The organism is Fontimonas sp. SYSU GA230001 (assembly GCF_040066175.1).
Classification (GTDB): domain Bacteria; phylum Pseudomonadota; class Gammaproteobacteria; order Nevskiales; family Nevskiaceae; genus Solimonas.
The window spans coordinates 1-16,241 of the sequence record NZ_JBEAAM010000027.1; the positions used below are offsets into that span (position 1 = coordinate 1).

Below are 16,241 nucleotides of genomic sequence, written 5' to 3' on the forward strand. Positions count from 1 at the left end.
GCGTAACCTCAACCGCTCGAACCGCCGGATGCGGACCCGCATGTCCGGTGGTGTGGGAGGGGAACGCTGAGGGTATCCTCGGCGTCCCCTATCCCGATCTCGTGGGGCGGCATCCTGCGCCAGCCGGGGCCGGTCGGCGGGACGAGAGTTCACTGGACTCTCGTCTGATCCGCCGCAGTGGTCCCGGCGTTCAACACAAGCACTCGCTACGCCACCGGTAAGAGGTCCTTGAGCGCGCGCCAGCCGCCGGCGATCGACCACACGTTGCGATAGCCCATCTTCTGCAGACTCTCGGCGGCCAGCACCGAGCGATAACCACCGCCGCAGTAGAGATACAGCGGCTCGTTCCGGTCCGGATGGTGCTGTTCGATATCGCGCTCGATGATGCCCTTGCCGATCCACTCGGCGTCACGGACGTGTCCGGCGTCGAATTCGCAACGTTCGCGCACGTCGATCAAGCGCAGTCCCGGCCTGCGCTCGAGCAGCTGCGGAACGGCGTGCGCATCGATTTCGCGGACGTGCTGGCGGGCAGCGTCCACCAGGGCCACGAATGCGGGGGAGTGATCGGCCATGATCGATGTCTCCGTGGAGCGGGGCAAGCCGGGCTGCTAGATTACGTCCGTTTCCGCTTCGTGATTCCCCATGTCATCACCTGCGATCTTCGTCACCGGTGCGGCGGCCGGCATCGGGCGCGCGACTGCGCTGCTGTTCGCGTCGCGTGGCTGGAGAGTCGGCCTGTACGACATCGACCACGAGGCCGTCGAGCGCCTGCGCGTCGAACTCGGTGCGAACACGGTCTGCGGCCGGCTCGATGTCGCCGATGCCGGCGCCTTCGCGCACGCGCTGGAGGATTTCGTCGGCTTCAGTGGTGGCCGGCTCGACGTGCTGTTCAACAACGCCGGCATCCTCAGCGTCGGCGAGTTCGAGACGATCGGCCTGGCGCGCCACCACGCCATCGTCGAGGTCAACGTCAAAGGCGTGATCAATGGTTGCCACGCGGCGTTCCCGCACTTGCTGCGCACGCCCGACAGTCGGGTCATCAGCATGTCGTCCGCCTCGGCGATCTACGGAGCGCCGTCGTATGCGACCTATGCCGCGTCCAAGTTCGCGGTCAAGGGACTGTCGGAGGCGCTCGACATCGAGTGGCAGCGCCATGGCATCCGCGTGATGGACGTGCTGCCGCTGTTCGTCAACACCGCGATGGTGACGGCGATCGAGCAGCCGGCGAGCATCGCGCGCCTGGGTGTGCGCCTGCAGCCCGGGGATATCGCCCAGACCGTGTGGGACGCGGCGCACTGGCGCGGCTGGCGCCGCGTGCACTGGTATCCCGGGCTGCAGACGCGGCTGCTCGCGCTGAGCAACAAGCTGTTGCCGGCCCGACTCAATCGCTACGCCACGCGCAAGGTTTCGGGGTATTGAGGTGGCCACGCCGGTCGTCCTGATCCACGGCATGTGGTGCACCGGCGCGAACTGGAATCGCGTGCGCGCGGTGCTCGAACCGCGCGGCTATGCCTGCCTGGCGCCGACGCTGCCGGGACACGAGCCGGTGCCGGACCAGCCGCTGCAGGTGGCACGCCTGGGCCTGCGCGACTATCTGGATGCGCTGACGCAGGTCGTTGCGGAACAGCGTTACGATCGTCCGCCGGTGCTGATCGGCCATTCGATGGGCGCGCTGCTGGCGCAGCAGCTCGCGCTGCGTGTGCCGCCGCTGGCGCTGGTGCTGCTGACCCCGGCGCCCCACTGGGGCATCAACGGTCTGAGCGTCGCCAACGTGCGGGCATTCGCGCCGTGGCTGATCGGCGGCCGGTTCTGGCGCAACCCCTACAAGCCGGGCTTCGCGCCCGCAATCCGCGACCTGTTCAACGGGGTGCCGGCGGACCGCCAGCGCCCGATGTACGAGGCGCTGGTCCACGAATCTGGCAGGGCGGCCGCCGAGATCGCCTTCTGGTGGCTGGACTTCGCGCGCGCCGCGCAAGTCCGTTCGGGTGAGGTGAACTGCCCGGTCTATGTGGTCAGCTGCGGCCAGGACCGGCTGACGCCCGCCGCGGTGGTGCGCAAGGCCGCCGCGCAGTATCCCGGCGCGGCACTGCGCCACTACCCCGAGCGCGGGCACTGGGTCATCGACGACGAGGAGACGGAAGAGATGATGCATGCGATCTGCGGCTGGTTGCGCCCGATCGAGCAGAGACAGCAGAGGACGCGCCATGCGGATTGAACGGGTCGTCCGGATCGCGGCCTCGGCGTCGATGCTGGTGGCCGGTGCGGCGCTGGCCCAGGCCACGGCTCCGAGTGCCACGGTCGAGCGTGCCATCGACACGGTGCAGCAGACCCAGCGCGCCGCTGCGGCCTCGCAGCAGCGTGTGGATCGTCTGGACGCGGAGACGCGCCAGCTTCTCGAACGATACCGCTCCGCGGTCTGGCAGGCACAGCAGCTCAAGGTCTATGCCACGCAGATCGAGGAGCTGTCGCGCACCCAGGGCAGCGAGCGTGAATCGCTGCTGCGCCAGATCGCGGAGATGGAGCGGGTCGAGCGCGAACTGCTGCCCCTGATGCTGCGCATGATCGAAAGCCTGGAGAGCTTCGTCGGTCTGGATCTGCCGTTCCTGCTCGAAGAGCGCAAGGGTCGAGTCGCCGACCTGCGCCGCATGATGGCCGACTCCGAGACGAGCACGGCCGAGAAGTTCCGGCGCATTCTCGACGCCTACCGCATCGAGGTCGATTACGGCAACAGCCTGGGCGCGGAACGCATCGAGATCGACGGCCGGCTGATGGACCAGCTGCGTGTCGGCCGCGCGGCGCTGTTCGCTGTCGCGCTGGACGCGGACAGCGCGCTGCGCTGGGACGCCACGAGCCGCAGCTGGCAGCCGCTGCCGGGACGTTACATCTCCAGCCTGCGCGACGGGCTGAAGATTGCACGTGAGACGGCCGCGGCGAGCCTGCTGGTGCTGCCGATGCCGACCGCCGCGGCGGCGACCGGAGAGCAGCCATGAGGCGCGTCGTCGCGGTGATGGCGCTGGCGGTGTCCTCGCTGGCGCACGCGCAGAACGCGGGGCTCGACGCCCTGCTCAAGCAGGTGCGCGAGGGCCAGGCGCAGAGCGCGCGCATCAGCCAGGAGCGCGAGCAGCGCTTCCTGCGCAACAAGAACGAGCAGGCCGGGCTGGTCGAACAGGCGGAACGCGAGCTGGCCACGGTCAAGAGCCGCGCCGACGCCGCGCGCGCACGCTTCGACGCGCAGCAGCGCGAGATCGCCGCCCTCAAGGCACAGCTGCAGCAGCGCGCCGGAGACTACATCCAGGTGAATGCGGCGGTGCGCCAGCTCGCCGGCGAGTTGCGCGGCACCGCGGCCGACTCGCTGATCACGGCCCAGTTCCCGGAGCGCATGGCCTTTCTCGACGGGCTCGCGGCGAGCCGCGATCTGCCGAGCCTCGTCGAGCTCGAGGAACTGTGGTTCACGCTGACCCAGCAGATGGCCGAGAGCGGCAAGGTGGTCCGCTTCCCGGCCGAGATCGTCGATGAACAGGGTGCACGGCGCCAGGCGGAGGTGATCCGCGTCGGCAGCTTCACGGCGTTCGCCGATGGACAGTATCTGACGACGAGCAGCGGCGGCCGCCTGCTGGCGGCGCTGCCACGGCAGCCCGCGTCCGGGCTGCAGCGCATCGCGCGCAAGTTCGCCGCCTCCACGGATGCTGTCGCGCCGGTGCTCGTCGATCCCTCGCGCGGCAGCCTGCTGCTGATCGAGGGCGAGAAGCCGACGCTCGGCGAGCGCATCCGCCAGGGTGGACTGGTCGGCTACGTCATCATCGCCATCGGCGTCGTCGGCGTGCTGATCGCGCTCGGCCAGATGGTCTATCTGGAACGGGTCGGCCGCCGCATGCGCGCGCAGCTGCGCAACCTGCGCGTTCCCAGCGCCGACAACCCGCTCGGCCGCGTGCTGCGCGTGTTCAGCGACGACCCGGCGCACCGCGACGACGATCCCGAGCTGCTCGAACTGCGCCTGTCGGAAGCGGTCCTGCGCGAAGTGCCGCCGCTGGAGCGGGCGCAGTCGATCCTGCGGCTGTTCGCGGCCGCCGCGCCGCTGCTGGGGCTGCTCGGTACCGTCACCGGCATGATCGTGACCTTCCAGACCATCACCGTGTTCGGCACCGGCGATCCCAAGTTGATGGCGGACGGCATCTCGCAGGCACTGGTGACGACCGTGGAGGGCCTGGTCGTCGCCATCCCGATCCTGTTCATCAACGCGCTGCTCGGCACGCGCTCGCGCGCGCTGGTGCAGATCCTCGACGAACAGTCCGCCGGACTGCTGGCGCAACGGCTGGAGGCGCAGCGTGCTTGACCTGTTCTGGGCCGCGTTCGGTGCGCCGCTGCGGCCGGTGGCCGAGCTGATGGCGGCCGGCGGGCCGGTGCTGCCGTGGATCTTCGGACTCGCCACGGTGCTGTGGACCCTGATCCTGGAGCGCTACTGGTTCTTCCTGCGCGTCTGGCCGCGGCACCGGGCGCAGGCGCAGCAGGCGTGGATGGCGCGGCCCGAGCGGCGCTCGTGGGCGGCGCGACGCATCCGCGAGACGCTGATCTCGCAGCAGTCGGCGGCGATGGCGGTGACGCTGCCGCTGATCCAGGTCCTCATCGCGATGTGTCCGCTGATGGGGTTGCTCGGCACGGTCACCGGCATGATCGAGGTGTTCGACGTGATGGCGCTGAAGGGGACTTCGGACGTGCGGGCGATGGCGGCGGGCGTGTCGCGCGCGACGATCCCGACGATGGCGGGCATGGTGATCGGCCTCTCCGGCCTGCTGTCGATCAACCGCTTCCGCAAGCGCGTCAAGGTCGAATCCGAGCGGCTCGGCGACGAGCTGGCCTACGCATGAAGGTCCGTCGCCACTCCGTGGTGCCCGAGGACACCGGCATCGATCTCACGCCGATGCTGGACGTGATCTTCATCATGCTGATCTTCTTCATCGTCACGACCACTTTCGTGCGCGAGGCCGGCATCAAGGTCAACCGGCCGGCGGCGAAGACCGCGGTGAAGCAGGAGCAGACCAACATTCTCGTCGCCATCTCGCCGCAGGGCGAGATCTGGATCGACAAGCGCCGCGTCGATATCCGCGAGCTGCGCGGCATCATCCAGAAGCTCAAGTCGGAGAACCCCGAGGCGGCGGTCATCATCCAGGCCGACCGCGACGCGCGCGCCGGCCTGCTGGTGCAGGCGATGGATCAGGCACGCCTGGCCGGCGTGAGGGATGTGGCCGTCGCGGCCGAGCAGCCATGACGGCACGCTGGCACTGGCGCCACGCCGTCCAGGCCGTCGTGCTGGTCGTCGCGCTCGCCTGGCTCGGCTGGCGCATGCGCGAGCCGGCACCGATCGAGCTGCGCATCGTCGATGCGGGGCAGGTCGTGGTCGAGGGCCGCCGCCTCGCGGTTGGCGAGGTCGGTTCCCATGTCGCTGCGCTGCGCGCCGGCGATGCGCGCCGGCCGGTGCGGCTGGTCGTCGATGCCCGGGCGCCGAGCACGGTGCTGATTCCGGTGCTCGATGCCTTGCAGCGCAGTGGCATCGACGATGTCCAGGTCATCGCCAATCCATGAGGGCGACCGCTTGACGGACATGCGCTGGTACCTGACGCCCTTCGCCGCGCTCGCCGTGGTGCTGGCGCTGTTCCTGTTGATGCAGTGGCTGATCCGGCCGCCGCAGGGGCCGGACGAATTCCGTCGCGTCGTGCCGGACATCGAGGTTGTGCGCCCGGCACCGGAGCAACCGCAGCAGGATCTGGCCAGCCCGGACGCGGCACCGCCGCCGCCACCGGCCGCGCCGCCGGCGCTGGCGCAGCCGCAGACGGCGGCGTTGCCGGTGCCCAGCGTCAGCGCGGTGCCGCTGGACGCCGGTCCGGTGGTGCTGCCCGGCAAGCTGTCCGGCGGTGGCCTCAAGCTCGGCAGCAGCGGCGCGTTCGGCGGTTTTGCCGGCGGCGGCAAGGGCGGTGGCACCGGCTACGGCACCGGCCAGGGCTTCCGGGGCAGCACCTTGATTCCGCTGTCCACCGCGCGGCCGCAGATGCCGGAGTGGGCCTGCAAGCAGGGCATCCGTGGCTGGGTCGAAGTCGTGTTCACCGTGCTGCCCACCGGCAAGGTGACCAACGTGCGGCTGGTCGATGCCGATCCGCGCGGCGTGTTCGAGGCGGCGGCGATCGAGAGCGTCGCCAACTGGATCTACGAGTCCTATCCGAGGGCGCGCGAAGTCAAGCAGCGGGTGGACATGGACCCCGCCGACTGCGCGTACAACTGGCAATGAGGGCTGGTACGTCCTGCACAAGAAGCGGCCATCCATGGCCGCGACTTTCAATACACGCTCTAGCTTTCCTGCTGGGGCTGGTCGCCACCACGGCCGCCCCCGACCAGTACCGCAGCGAGACGCGCGAGCTCAAGGAAGTGCCGACACCGGTGCAGCAGAAGAGCGCCGATCAGCTGCTGCAGCAGACCACCGATCCCTACGCCAAGGCGCTGCTGCTGCGTGATCTCGCGGTGCAGGCGGCGCAGGCCGGCGATGCGCGCAAGGCGGCCCAGCTGCTCGAACAGGCGCTGGCGCAGAAGGCGCTGTCCGGCGTCGCCGCGGACCAGATCCGTGACCAGTTGCGCGAGCTGTATCTGGCCAGCGGTGACTACAAGAAGCTCATCCCGCAGCTGGAGGCGCAGGTCAAGGCGGGCAATCCGACGATCGAGACGCTGATGGCCCTCGGGGCGGCCTACCTCGACCAGAAGCGTCCCGCCGACGCGCTGCCGCTGCTGCAGCAGGCGGTGCAGCGCGCCGAGGCCGGCAAGCAGCGCGTGGATCCGTCCTGGCGGCGCGCGCTGGCGGCGGCGCTGCTGGCGACCGGCCGCGATCGCGAGGCCCTGCCGCAGCTGGAGAAGCTGCTGCAGGAGGATGCGTCGCAGCGTGACGACTGGATGCGCCTGGCGGCGATCCATCTCAAGGCCGGCGACAAGGCGCGCGCGGCGGCGGTCCTCGAACTGGCCGGAAGGCTCGGATTCCTGCAATCCGCCGAGGAGCGCCTGCGCCTGGTGACGCTCACCGCGCAGCTCGGTGCGCCGTTCGAGGCGGCCTCGACGCTGACGACGATGATCGAGCGCAAGGAAGTGCCGGCCAGCGCCGACAACTGGAAACTGCTGGCCTCGTTGTGGAGCGCCGCGCGCGAGCGCAAGCCGGCGCTGGCGGCGCTCGACGAGGCGATTCGGCTCGCACCTTCGGTGGAGCTATACCAGCAGCGCGCCCAGCTGCACATGGACCGCGAGGAATACCCTGAAGCGGCGCGCGCGCTGGAAGCAGCCCTGGGCCGCGGCGCACGTGACGGCAATACGCTGATGGCCCTGGGCCTGGCGCGCTATCAGCAGGCCGACATCGAGGGCGCACTGTCGGCGTTCCGCGAGGCCGCGTCGCAGGCGGCGACGCGCAAGAGCGCGTCCGAATGGGTCAAGTACCTGGAGAGCGGCCAGGCGCGCGAGCAGGCGCTGGCGGCCGCGGCCGAGCGGCGCCGGCGCCAGGACGACGGCGTGGTGCTCGGAGGACTGTTCGGCGGTCCGGTCATCAGCCTCGGTGGGGCGTCGCAGGACGCTGTCGCGCCACGCGCGACCGTCGAGGGTCTGACCCCGATCGGCGCCGAGGCCGGCGGCAATCGCGACGGCACGATTCCGCCGTGGACCGGCGGACTCAAGCCGGCGGATTGGCCCGCCGGCTTCAAGAAAGGCCAGCGGCTGCAGGATCCGTTCGCCCAGGACCGGCCGCTGTTCACCATCACCGCGGGCAATGTGTCGCGTTACCGCGAGCGGCTGAGTGCGGGCCACCAGGCGTTGCTGGCGCGCTATCCCAGCTACGCCATGCCCGTTTACCAGAGCCGGCGCAGCGTCGCCTACCCGCAGGCGATCTACGAGGCGAGCCAGGCCAATGTCGGCCGCGCCAAGCTGCTCGGTGCCGATGCGCTGGCCGGCGCGCAGCTGGGCGTGCCATTCCCCAAGCCGCGCTCCGGCGTCGAGATCATGTGGAACCACCGCACGCGCTTCCGCGGCAACACGGTCGAGGCGCAGACCACGCAGGCCGTGGTGGCGCCGCGCGGCGATCCGCTGTACCTCAAGCAGACCGAGCGCGTGTACTTCCGCTACGGCAATCTCAGCGATCCGGTGGACATCGCCAGGAAGAACATCCTGCTCTACTACCTCACCTGGTTCGGCAGCGGGCGCAACGACGTCGATTTCCTCGCGCTGGTGCACGAGACGGCCAATTCGCTGCAGGACGAGCGCGACATCTGGGTGCTGCCGCCGAAGATCCGGCGCATGTTCCGCATCCCGCCGGTGGGCTACGACCAGCCATTCCCCGGCGCCGAGGGCCTGATGTTCATCGACATGGTGGACATGTACAACGGCGCTTTCGACCGCTATGTCTGGAAACTGGTCGGCAAGCGCGAGCTGTATATCCCCTACAACGGTTTCCGCATCGGCGACGGCAGCCAGAAATATGCCGGCCTGCTCAAGCCCTACCACTTCAACCAGGACGTGACGCGCTACGAGCTGCACCGGGTCTGGGTGATCGAGGCCACCGAGCGCGAAGGCAAGAAGCATAGCTTCGGCAAGCGCACGTTCTATGTGGACGAGGACTGCTGGAACGTCGTGCTGGTCGAGAACGAGGACCGCAACGGCCAGCTGTGGCGCTTCCAGGAAGGGCACCTGCTGCCGTTCTACGACATCCAGGCGGCCAACACCGCGCCGATGCTGGTGTACGACCTCAAGGACGGCCGCTACTTCGCCAGCCGCCTGTCGGCCGAAGACCCGCCGCCGCAGTACGATCTGCCGATGCGCGAAGGCGAGTTCCTGCCGGCGGCGGTCAAGGCCCGCTACGGCCGCTGAAGAACCCTGCAACCAAATCGCGCCTGCCTGCATCTAACGGGGGTCAGGAGCAGGAGGCGGGGCGATGAACAAGCACGTGGCGCTGGTGATGGCCGGTCTGTGGGCCGGGGTTGTGTCGCAGGCGGTGCAGGCCGGCGGCGAAGGTGCCAGGCCGGACCCGGAGCGTCCGGCGCTGGCGCAGGCGATCGAGCGGGTTCGCGCCGAGCAGCGTGTCGAGGTGCAGCAAGCGGCCCGCGACGCACTCGCGCAGCTGCGTTCGGAGACCGCGAGTGCGGTGGCCCAGGGCGCAGCCCCGGCCGCCAGCGGCGGGATCAAGGCGGCGCACTGAGCGCCGCCGCTTCACTCCAGGTAGGCGTCGATCAGCCGGCCCAGCGCCGGGACCACCGCGCCCACTTCGGCTTCGGCGGTGCCGCGCAGCCGCGCGTAGTTCGACCGCACGGCCGGGCTGGCCTGCCGCACCCGGGTGTCGGCGACCGTCAGCAGCGCCGCGGTCACGCGCGCGTCGCGCTCCTGCAGGAACCGGCTGAAATCGCGTTGGGTCCCGCGGCGGAACTCGGCGTGGAACGGTTCCAGCGCGTCGAGGAATTCCGGTAGCAAACGCCGCACCGCCCGGTTCAGAATGCCGGGCTTCGCGGTCTTGAGCATGGCGAGCCCGGTCTTCAGACTGATGCCGCGCAGGCCGCTGCGGCTGCCGACGTGCGTTTCGATCAGCCGCACCGCGTCGTCCACGACCGCATCGTGTCGGTGCGGAGCGAGCAGCATCTCGGCCAGGGTTTTCACTTGAACGATTCCTCAGACAACGACCACGGCGCCAAGCCTAGCATCTCCTCGCTGAAGACCAAGCCGCTGGAGCGCAGCATCGCGCTGACGCGCCTGGGCATGGGCGCGGGCGCAAAGATCGTGGCCCATTCGGTCGCCAACATCTTCCGCGGCGGCATCGAGCGCGACGAGGCCAACCGCGAATTCTACCGGCGCCAGGCGCAGATCCTCGCCGACGAACTGGGCAAGCTCAAGGGCAGCGTGATGAAGGCCGGGCAGATGCTGTCGCTCTACGGCCAGTACTTCCTGCCCGAGGAGGCGGTGACGGTGCTGTCGTCGCTGCAGGACGACACGCCGGCCGTGGACTGGAAAGTGGTGCGTCCGGTGCTGGAACGCGCGCTCGGCCGCAGCCGTATGCGCGAGCTGGACATCGACGAGCGGCCGATGGCGGCGGCGTCGCTCGGCCAGGTGCACCGCGCGCGCCGCCGCAGCGACGGCATCGAAGTCTGCGTCAAGATCCAGTATCCCGGTGTCGCCGACGCGATCGAGAGCGACATCCGCACGCTGTCGCGCCTGCTGCTGGTGACGCGGCTGACGCCCAAGGGCCTGGACCTGACGCCGGTGTTCAACGAAGTGCGCGAGATGCTGCACCGCGAGGTCGATTACGAGACCGAACGGCATTTCACCGAGACCTTCGCGCACCGGCTGGAAGGCGATCCGCGCTTCGTCGTGCCCAGGGTGCTGGGCGACTACTGCAGCGACCAGGTGCTGACGACGACCTACGAGCACGGCCTGCATGTGCGCCACGACGACGTACAGGGCCTGCCCCAGGAACGACGCAACGCACTCGGCCTGGGATTCCTCGAACTGTTCCTGACCGAGTTCTTCCGCTGGGGCATGGTCCAGTCCGATCCGCACTTCGGCAACTACCGCGTGCGCATCGGGCAGGGCGGTGAACCGGACCGCATCGTGCTGCTCGATTTCGGCGCGACGCGCATCTTCGGTCACGGCTTCATCGACAGCTACGCCGAGATCGTGCGCGGCGCCTTGCTGCGCGACCGCGACATGATCTTCCGCGGCGCGCAGGCGATCGGCCTGATGCAGCACGATTTCCCCAGGTCCGTGCTCGACGGTTTCGCGACGATGTGCGAGATGATCGTCGAGCCGTTCAACGCGCCCGGCGATCCGCGCACCCCCGAACGCCTGCGGGGTCCGCGCGGCGCCTACCGCTGGGGCGACTCGGACCTGCCGATGCGCGCCGGCCGCATCGCGGCGACCAACGCCCTGTCGCTGTATTTCCGCGTGCCGCCGCGCGAGATCGTGTTCCTGCACCGGCGCCTGGCCGGCGTGTTCATCATGCTGGCGACGCTGCGCTGCGAACTGGCGACGCGCGAGCTGCTGCAGCAGGCCCTGGCGGATGTCGAGCGTGCCGGCAAGACGTGACGGCGCGCGGCCGATTCATGAACGATTCATCGCGTGGGCGGCTCGCGTATCCTTGCTGGCCAGTGCACGGCGGATTCGGTAGCATGCCCGACCGAATCCCGGTGCCCGGCTCGGTCGGTCCGTCGTCCCGAATCTGTTGAAGAGGAGAATCATCCCCATGAAGAAGCGCCTCGCAGTTTTGACTGGCGCGCTGGCCCTGACCCTGATGGCGGGACAGGCCGGCGCGAAGGTGGACGCCGCGGAGGCGGCGCGCCTCGGCAAGGATCTGACCCCGGTCGGCGCCGAGAAGGCCGGCAACAAGGAGGGCACGATTCCGGAGTGGACCCCCGCGCAGCGCCGCGGCGCGCTGTCCGGCGAGTACCCGAACGATCCGAAGATCGACGCCGAGAAGCCGATCTTCACGATCAGCAAGGCCAACATGGCCGAGTACGCGGACAAGCTGTCGGAAGGCCACAAGCGTCTGCTGAGCACCTACGACAGCTACAAGATGAACGTCTATCCGTCGCATCGCGTGATGACCTGGCCCGACGAGATCTTCGCGGCGACCAAGGTCAATGCGACCAACTGCGCGCTGCTCGACCCCGACACCCCGGACAACTGCAAGCTCGGCTTCCCGTTTCCGATCCCCAAGACCGGCGCCGAGCCGATCTGGAACCACAAGCTCAAGTGGCGCGGCGAAGCGGTGACGCGCTACAACAACCAGATGATCGTGCAGCCCAACGGCGAGTATCAGCTGACCAAGCTGATCGAGGACGTGCAGTTCGGCTATGCGTCGATCAAGAATCCGGTGCCGCTGACCAAGAACTCCGGCGAGTTCCTCAAGTACCTGTCCAAGACGGTGGCCCCGCCGCGGCTGGCCGGCACCTTCATCCTGGTGCACGAGAAGGCCGGCACCGGCGCGGAAGGCCGTTCCGCCTGGCTGTACTCGCCGGGCCTCAAGCGCATCCGCCGCGCGCCGACGGTGTGCTGTGACAACCCCTACGAGGGTACCGACGGTCACCAGTTCTACGACCAGGTGGACATGTTCAACGGCGTGCTCGAGCGCTACAACTGGAAACTGGTCGGCAAGAAGGAGATGTACATCCCGTACAACGCCAACCGCATCGCCGGCGCGCAGACCAAGTACAAGGACATGGTCAAGCCCAAGCACCTGAACCAGGACCTGGCCCGTTACGAGCTGCACCGCGTCTGGATCGTCGAGGCCGACATCAAGCCCGGCACCAGCCACACCTTCAAGAAGCGCCGCTTCTATGTGGACGAGGACGGCTGGACGATCGCGATGGTGGACGACTACGACAACCGCGACCAGCTCTACCAGTTCCAGGAAGGCCACGTGATCTTCGGCTACAACATCCTGTCAGTGACGACGGTGCCGGAAGTGATCTACCACTTCACCTCCGGACGCTACTTCATCACCGCGACATTCAACGAGGACAAGCCGCTCGATCTGACGGTGTCGTTCAAGCCGGACTACTTCACGGCCGCGTCCGTGCAGAAGATGACCACGAAGTAAGAATTTCACGGCACAGTCGTGTAGATTTGAAGCCGCCGGGCGTGCCCGGCGGCTTTTTCGTTAACGGGGGAAACCGCTCATGAAATTCGAGAACAAGCACAGCTTCAACAAGCCGTCCGACGTCGTCATCCGGATGTTCTCCGACCGCGCTTACTTCGAGCGCAAGTACAAGGAACTCGGTTTCACCGCGATCGAGGTGCTGGAGCACGAGAAGAGCGATTCGAAGTTCCGCATCAAGGTCTGCTACACGGCGAAGAACACCGTCGCGATTCCCGACTTCGCGAAGAAGTTCATTCCGGCGACCGCGGTCATCACGCAGACCGACAGCTGGGACATCGCGCGCAAGACCGGGCGCCTGGATGTCGAGATCAAGAACACGCCGGTCAAGGTCGCCTGCGACATGACGCTCAAGGACGAGGGCAAGGGCTCGGCCAACTACCTGAAGTGGACCGTGACCTGCGGCATTCCGCTGATCGGCGGCAAGCTCGAAAAGCTGACCGTCGATGACATCATGAGCAAGGCCGACAACGACGTCGCGACGACCCAGCGCATCCTCGCCGATTACTGATCCCGGCGCGTATCCATGTCCACACCGCAAGACGAGACGAACCGGACCGCCCCGCCGAGGCAGGGATGGCTGCAGACCATCAGTAGCGTCGCCGCGTCGTTCTTCGGCGTGCAGAGCTCGAAGCACCGCCAGCGCGACTTCACCAAGGGCAAGGCCGGGCATTTCATCGCCGTTGGCCTGATCATGACGGTGCTGTTCGTGCTGGTGGTGTGGATCGCCGTGAAAATCGCGCTGCGCAGCGCGGGAATGTGATCTCGCGGCCAGACGGCCGCCGCTGTTCGACAACGGAGCGAAACATGCGTCGTCTCGCACTGTCCGGCTTGGCCGGCATGATGCTGTCGTTCTCGGCCGCGGCGGCAGCGCCGCCGGCCTGGGTCGAAGCCAGCAATCGCCACGCGGACCTGCTGCTGCAGGTCATGGCGCGTTTCAACCCGGAAGCCGCCGGGCAACTCGGTGTCGACGGCTTCGACACCGCGGTCATCGACCTGCGGCCGAAGGTCTTCGAACGCAGCCAGGCGGCGACGCGCGAGGTGCTCCGGCAGCTGCAGCAGCGCGCGAAGACGGAAACCGATCCGCTGGTTCAGCAGGATCTGGACATCCTGATCCGCGCCGCACAGGACAATCTGGAGACGCAGCGCCTGCAGAACGAGCTGCTCCTGCCCTATGTCAACGTGCCGCTGACCGTGTTCGCCGGCATCAAGGCGCTGCTCGACCCGCGCATCCCCAAGCAACGCCAGGCCGCGGCCGTCGAGCGCCTGCGCGCCTATGCGGGGCTCACACCCGGCAGTGAGCCGATCACGGAATTGGCGAAGGCGCGCACGACCGAGAAGTTCGGCAACCGCAAGCTGATCGGTCCGTACCGCGGCGAGGTCGAGCAGGATCTCGCCGACGCGCCGCGCTATATCGAAGGCATCGCCCAGCTGTTCGCCGCATCGGGCCAGCAGGGGTACGACGACGCACTCGCCCGGCTGCGCGAGCAGCTCACGGCCTATTCCGAGTGGGTGCGCACCACCGTGCTGGTGCGCGCGCGCGACGATCACCGCCTGCCGCCGCAGCTCTATGCCGACAATCTCAAGCAGTTCGGCGTCGATGTCGCGCCCGAGGAGCTGATCCGCCGCGCGCTGCTCAGCTTTGCCGAGATCCGCAACGAGATGCAGGCGCTCGCGCCGCTGGTGGCAAAGCAGGCCGGCATCCCGGCGAGCGATTACCGCGACGTGATCCGCGCGCTCAAGCGCAAGCAGATCACCGGCGAAGCCATCCTCCCGCTGTACAGGAAGCGTCTGGAAACCATCGAAGGGCTGCTGCGCGAGCACGCTGTGGTCAGCGTGCCGGAACGCGACGCGGTGATCCGTCTCGCCAGCGAGGCCGAGTCGGCGATGATCCCGGCGCCGCACATGAGTCCGCCGCGGCTGATCGGCAACACCGGCGAATACGGCGAGTTCGTGCTGCCGCTCAACGTGCCGGGCAAGGCCGGGCGCGAGGATCTCAAGACCGACGACTTCAGCTTCGACGCGGCGACCTGGACGCTGACCGTGCACGAGGCGCGGCCCGGCCACGAGATGCAGTTCGCGGCGATGATCGAGAACGGTGTGTCTACCGCGCGCGCGGTGTTCGCGTTCAACAGCGTCAACGTCGAAGGCTGGGCGCTGTACGCGGAGGCCGAGATGAAGCCGGACTTTCCGCTCGACGGCCAGCTGATCGGGTTGCAGCACCGCATGATGCGCGCCGCGCGCGCCTTCCTCGACCCGATGCTCAACCTCGGCCAGATCACGCCCGAGCAGGCGCGCGCGTTTCTCGAACAGGAAGTGGTGCTGTCGCCCGGCATGGCGCAGCAGGAGGCGGACCGCTACAGCTTCCGCGCGCCGGGGCAGGCCACGTCCTACTTCGTCGGTTACCAGGCGCTGATGGCGGTGCGCCAGCGCGCGCAGCTCGCGCTGGGCGAGCAATTCGATCGCCAGCGCTTCCACGACTTCGTGCTCGCGCAGGGTCTGCTGCCGCCGCGGCTGCTGGAGAAGGCCGTGCTCGAACGCTTCGTGCCGGACGAACAGGCGCGGCGCGTGCAGGCCGACGCGTCGTGAACGACAAACCCGCGTTGCCGTTCCCGCCCCTGCTGCTGGTCCTCGACGGCATCGGCGCGCTGCTGGTGGCGCTGGGCGTGGCCGAACGGGTGGGCGACATGCCGCTGCTGTCGCGGGTGGTCGCGGTGCCGGATATCGATCTCATCGCCATCGTCGCCGGTGGCCTGATGATGGCCGTGGCAATGGCCGGCATCGTGCGCGCGATCCTCGAAAAGGCTAAGGCGGCACGCGCGCAGGAGACGTCATTTCCGCGCAGCCGGAAATAACGCCCGTGTTCGTTGCCGGTTACCGGAAACGCGCGGCGCCGTCGCTGCAAAACTCATAGACGCGGAATAGCTGTTCTTCGAGACTGCCGCCGGCTTGCGTCAGGGTCAGTTGCACGGCGTTGAACGTGTCGCTGGTGCCGTCGAGCCCCAGATAGATCTTCTCGCCTTCCTTGCCGAGGAATTCGTCAGAGGTAAACGCCAGACTGTCGATCGGCGTGTCGTCCTGGTAGGTCGAGAGCGTGCCGCTGAACGGAACGAGGAAGGACTCCGGCAGGCCGAAGATCACACCGGCCTTGCCGCCGGTGGGAAAGACGACGCCGGTTTGCGCTGTCGCCGTGAGCAGTACGTTTCTCGTATCCGGATTATTGACGTTACCGGACGTTGGGTTGGAAGGATCGAAGCCCGGCGAGTTGTACAGCTTGACCGTCGCGGCGCTGGCGAGATCGGTGTCGATGGCCTTGCCGTTATCGGTCACCGCATCGTCTGCGCAGGTGGTGCAGATGCTCTGGATGGTCGCATCGCCGCCCCCAACCGGGCTGCACGTGAACTGCGAAAGCGGTGGTGTCGGCAGGGGTGTCGCCGTGGGGCCGGGCGTCGGGTTCGGACTGTTCGAGTCGTCGCCGCCGGAACCACCGCCGCAGCCAACGACGAAAGCGGCGCAGACGCAGGCCGCAAGCCAATCCTTGTACATGCTGTTCACTCCCTTCCCAATGTGGACGTCGTGCTGCGAC

General features: G+C 68.2%; 19 protein-coding genes. 16 read left to right on the forward strand and 3 right to left on the reverse strand.

Going from position 1 to position 16,241, the window contains the following annotated elements; translation table 11 throughout:
- Positions 1-206 precede the first annotated feature (206 nt).
- Complete coding sequence (locus AAG565_RS13220; protein WP_348820084.1) at positions 207-572, reverse strand: rhodanese-like domain-containing protein; 366 nt, start codon at positions 570-572, stop codon at positions 207-209.
- A gap of 70 nt (positions 573-642) precedes the next feature.
- On the opposite strand from AAG565_RS13220, the gene AAG565_RS13225 reads away from it, so the two are divergent.
- The 10 genes from AAG565_RS13225 to AAG565_RS13270 all read left to right on the forward strand — a co-directional run bounded on the left by AAG565_RS13225 (position 643) and on the right by AAG565_RS13270 (position 9,211).
- Positions 643-1,419, forward strand: a complete 777-nt coding sequence (locus tag AAG565_RS13225; protein ID WP_348820085.1) for an SDR family oxidoreductase — start codon at positions 643-645, stop codon at positions 1,417-1,419.
- Position 1,420: 1 nt separating this feature from the next.
- Positions 1,421-2,215, forward strand: coding sequence for an alpha/beta hydrolase (locus AAG565_RS13230; RefSeq protein ID WP_348820086.1), 795 nt, complete (start codon positions 1,421-1,423; stop codon positions 2,213-2,215).
- Positions 2,205-2,990, forward strand: a complete 786-nt coding sequence (locus AAG565_RS13235; RefSeq protein WP_348820087.1) for a DUF3450 domain-containing protein — start codon at positions 2,205-2,207, stop codon at positions 2,988-2,990. Before AAG565_RS13230 ends, AAG565_RS13235 begins: the two co-directional genes overlap by 11 nt.
- Positions 2,987-4,333, forward strand: coding sequence for a MotA/TolQ/ExbB proton channel family protein (locus AAG565_RS13240; RefSeq protein WP_348820088.1), 1,347 nt, complete (start codon positions 2,987-2,989; stop codon positions 4,331-4,333). The genes AAG565_RS13235 and AAG565_RS13240 overlap by 4 nt, the downstream gene beginning before the upstream one ends.
- Complete coding sequence (locus tag AAG565_RS13245) at positions 4,326-4,865, forward strand: MotA/TolQ/ExbB proton channel family protein (protein ID WP_348820089.1); 540 nt, start codon at positions 4,326-4,328, stop codon at positions 4,863-4,865. Before AAG565_RS13240 ends, AAG565_RS13245 begins: the two co-directional genes overlap by 8 nt.
- The gene (locus AAG565_RS13250) at positions 4,862-5,266 is read left to right on the forward strand and encodes a biopolymer transporter ExbD (RefSeq protein WP_348820090.1); all 405 of its coding nucleotides are present in this window, start codon (positions 4,862-4,864) and stop codon (positions 5,264-5,266) included. The genes AAG565_RS13245 and AAG565_RS13250 overlap by 4 nt, the downstream gene beginning before the upstream one ends.
- Positions 5,263-5,580 (forward strand): biopolymer transporter ExbD, encoded by a 318-nt coding sequence (locus AAG565_RS13255; protein WP_348820091.1) that lies wholly within the window; start codon positions 5,263-5,265, stop codon positions 5,578-5,580. The genes AAG565_RS13250 and AAG565_RS13255 overlap by 4 nt, the downstream gene beginning before the upstream one ends.
- 19 nt (positions 5,581-5,599) lie before the next feature.
- The gene (locus AAG565_RS13260) at positions 5,600-6,280 is read left to right on the forward strand and encodes a TonB family protein (protein ID WP_348820131.1); all 681 of its coding nucleotides are present in this window, start codon (positions 5,600-5,602) and stop codon (positions 6,278-6,280) included.
- Positions 6,277-8,883, forward strand: coding sequence for a DUF1329 domain-containing protein (locus tag AAG565_RS13265; protein ID WP_348820092.1), 2,607 nt, complete (start codon positions 6,277-6,279; stop codon positions 8,881-8,883). Before AAG565_RS13260 ends, AAG565_RS13265 begins: the two co-directional genes overlap by 4 nt.
- Positions 8,884-8,947: 64 nt before the next feature.
- Positions 8,948-9,211 carry a hypothetical protein gene (locus AAG565_RS13270; RefSeq protein ID WP_348820093.1) on the forward strand — a complete coding sequence of 88 codons (264 nt, stop codon included), beginning with the start codon at positions 8,948-8,950 and terminating at the stop codon, positions 9,209-9,211.
- An 11-nt stretch (positions 9,212-9,222) separates the two neighbouring features.
- Here the strand turns inward: AAG565_RS13270 and AAG565_RS13275 are convergent, their stop codons facing one another.
- Positions 9,223-9,663 (reverse strand): hypothetical protein, encoded by a 441-nt coding sequence (locus AAG565_RS13275; protein ID WP_348820094.1) that lies wholly within the window; start codon positions 9,661-9,663, stop codon positions 9,223-9,225.
- Between AAG565_RS13275 and AAG565_RS13280 the strand changes: the two genes are divergently transcribed.
- From AAG565_RS13280 to AAG565_RS13305, 6 genes are all read left to right on the forward strand, one after another.
- Positions 9,664-11,085 (forward strand): AarF/ABC1/UbiB kinase family protein, encoded by a 1,422-nt coding sequence (locus AAG565_RS13280; RefSeq protein WP_348820095.1) that lies wholly within the window; start codon positions 9,664-9,666, stop codon positions 11,083-11,085.
- A 157-nt stretch (positions 11,086-11,242) separates the two neighbouring features.
- The gene (locus tag AAG565_RS13285) at positions 11,243-12,598 is read left to right on the forward strand and encodes a DUF1329 domain-containing protein (protein ID WP_348820097.1); all 1,356 of its coding nucleotides are present in this window, start codon (positions 11,243-11,245) and stop codon (positions 12,596-12,598) included.
- Positions 12,599-12,677: 79 nt separating this feature from the next.
- The gene (locus tag AAG565_RS13290) at positions 12,678-13,166 is read left to right on the forward strand and encodes a DUF2505 domain-containing protein (protein WP_348820098.1); all 489 of its coding nucleotides are present in this window, start codon (positions 12,678-12,680) and stop codon (positions 13,164-13,166) included.
- Between the two features lie 15 nt (positions 13,167-13,181).
- Positions 13,182-13,418 carry a DUF2970 domain-containing protein gene (locus tag AAG565_RS13295; RefSeq protein WP_348820099.1) on the forward strand — a complete coding sequence of 79 codons (237 nt, stop codon included), beginning with the start codon at positions 13,182-13,184 and terminating at the stop codon, positions 13,416-13,418.
- A 44-nt stretch (positions 13,419-13,462) separates the two neighbouring features.
- Positions 13,463-15,244, forward strand: a complete 1,782-nt coding sequence (locus AAG565_RS13300; protein WP_348820100.1) for a DUF885 domain-containing protein — start codon at positions 13,463-13,465, stop codon at positions 15,242-15,244.
- Positions 15,241-15,510, forward strand: coding sequence for a hypothetical protein (locus AAG565_RS13305; protein ID WP_348820101.1), 270 nt, complete (start codon positions 15,241-15,243; stop codon positions 15,508-15,510). The genes AAG565_RS13300 and AAG565_RS13305 overlap by 4 nt, the downstream gene beginning before the upstream one ends.
- A gap of 19 nt (positions 15,511-15,529) precedes the next feature.
- Here the strand turns inward: AAG565_RS13305 and AAG565_RS13310 are convergent, their stop codons facing one another.
- Complete coding sequence (locus tag AAG565_RS13310; RefSeq protein WP_348820102.1) at positions 15,530-16,201, reverse strand: hypothetical protein; 672 nt, start codon at positions 16,199-16,201, stop codon at positions 15,530-15,532.
- Positions 16,202-16,241: the final 40 nt, after the last annotated feature.

Coding starts and splice junctions, on each gene's coding strand:
- AAG565_RS13265 (WP_348820092.1), top strand. CDS start 6,277: ATGAGGGCTGGTACGTCCTGCACAAGAAGCGGCCATCCATGGCCGCGA.
- AAG565_RS13295 (WP_348820099.1), top strand. CDS start 13,182: ATGTCCACACCGCAAGACGAGACGAACCGGACCGCCCCGCCGAGGCAG.
- AAG565_RS13235 (WP_348820087.1), top strand. CDS start 2,205: ATGCGGATTGAACGGGTCGTCCGGATCGCGGCCTCGGCGTCGATGCTG.
- AAG565_RS13270 (WP_348820093.1), top strand. CDS start 8,948: ATGAACAAGCACGTGGCGCTGGTGATGGCCGGTCTGTGGGCCGGGGTT.
- AAG565_RS13255 (WP_348820091.1), top strand. CDS start 5,263: ATGACGGCACGCTGGCACTGGCGCCACGCCGTCCAGGCCGTCGTGCTG.
- AAG565_RS13225 (WP_348820085.1), top strand. CDS start 643: ATGTCATCACCTGCGATCTTCGTCACCGGTGCGGCGGCCGGCATCGGG.
- AAG565_RS13240 (WP_348820088.1), top strand. CDS start 2,987: ATGAGGCGCGTCGTCGCGGTGATGGCGCTGGCGGTGTCCTCGCTGGCG.
- AAG565_RS13260 (WP_348820131.1), top strand. CDS start 5,600: ATGCGCTGGTACCTGACGCCCTTCGCCGCGCTCGCCGTGGTGCTGGCG.
- AAG565_RS13310 (WP_348820102.1), bottom strand. CDS start 16,201: ATGTACAAGGATTGGCTTGCGGCCTGCGTCTGCGCCGCTTTCGTCGTT.
- AAG565_RS13300 (WP_348820100.1), top strand. CDS start 13,463: ATGCGTCGTCTCGCACTGTCCGGCTTGGCCGGCATGATGCTGTCGTTC.
- AAG565_RS13285 (WP_348820097.1), top strand. CDS start 11,243: ATGAAGAAGCGCCTCGCAGTTTTGACTGGCGCGCTGGCCCTGACCCTG.
- AAG565_RS13290 (WP_348820098.1), top strand. CDS start 12,678: ATGAAATTCGAGAACAAGCACAGCTTCAACAAGCCGTCCGACGTCGTC.
- AAG565_RS13250 (WP_348820090.1), top strand. CDS start 4,862: ATGAAGGTCCGTCGCCACTCCGTGGTGCCCGAGGACACCGGCATCGAT.
- AAG565_RS13220 (WP_348820084.1), bottom strand. CDS start 572: ATGGCCGATCACTCCCCCGCATTCGTGGCCCTGGTGGACGCTGCCCGC.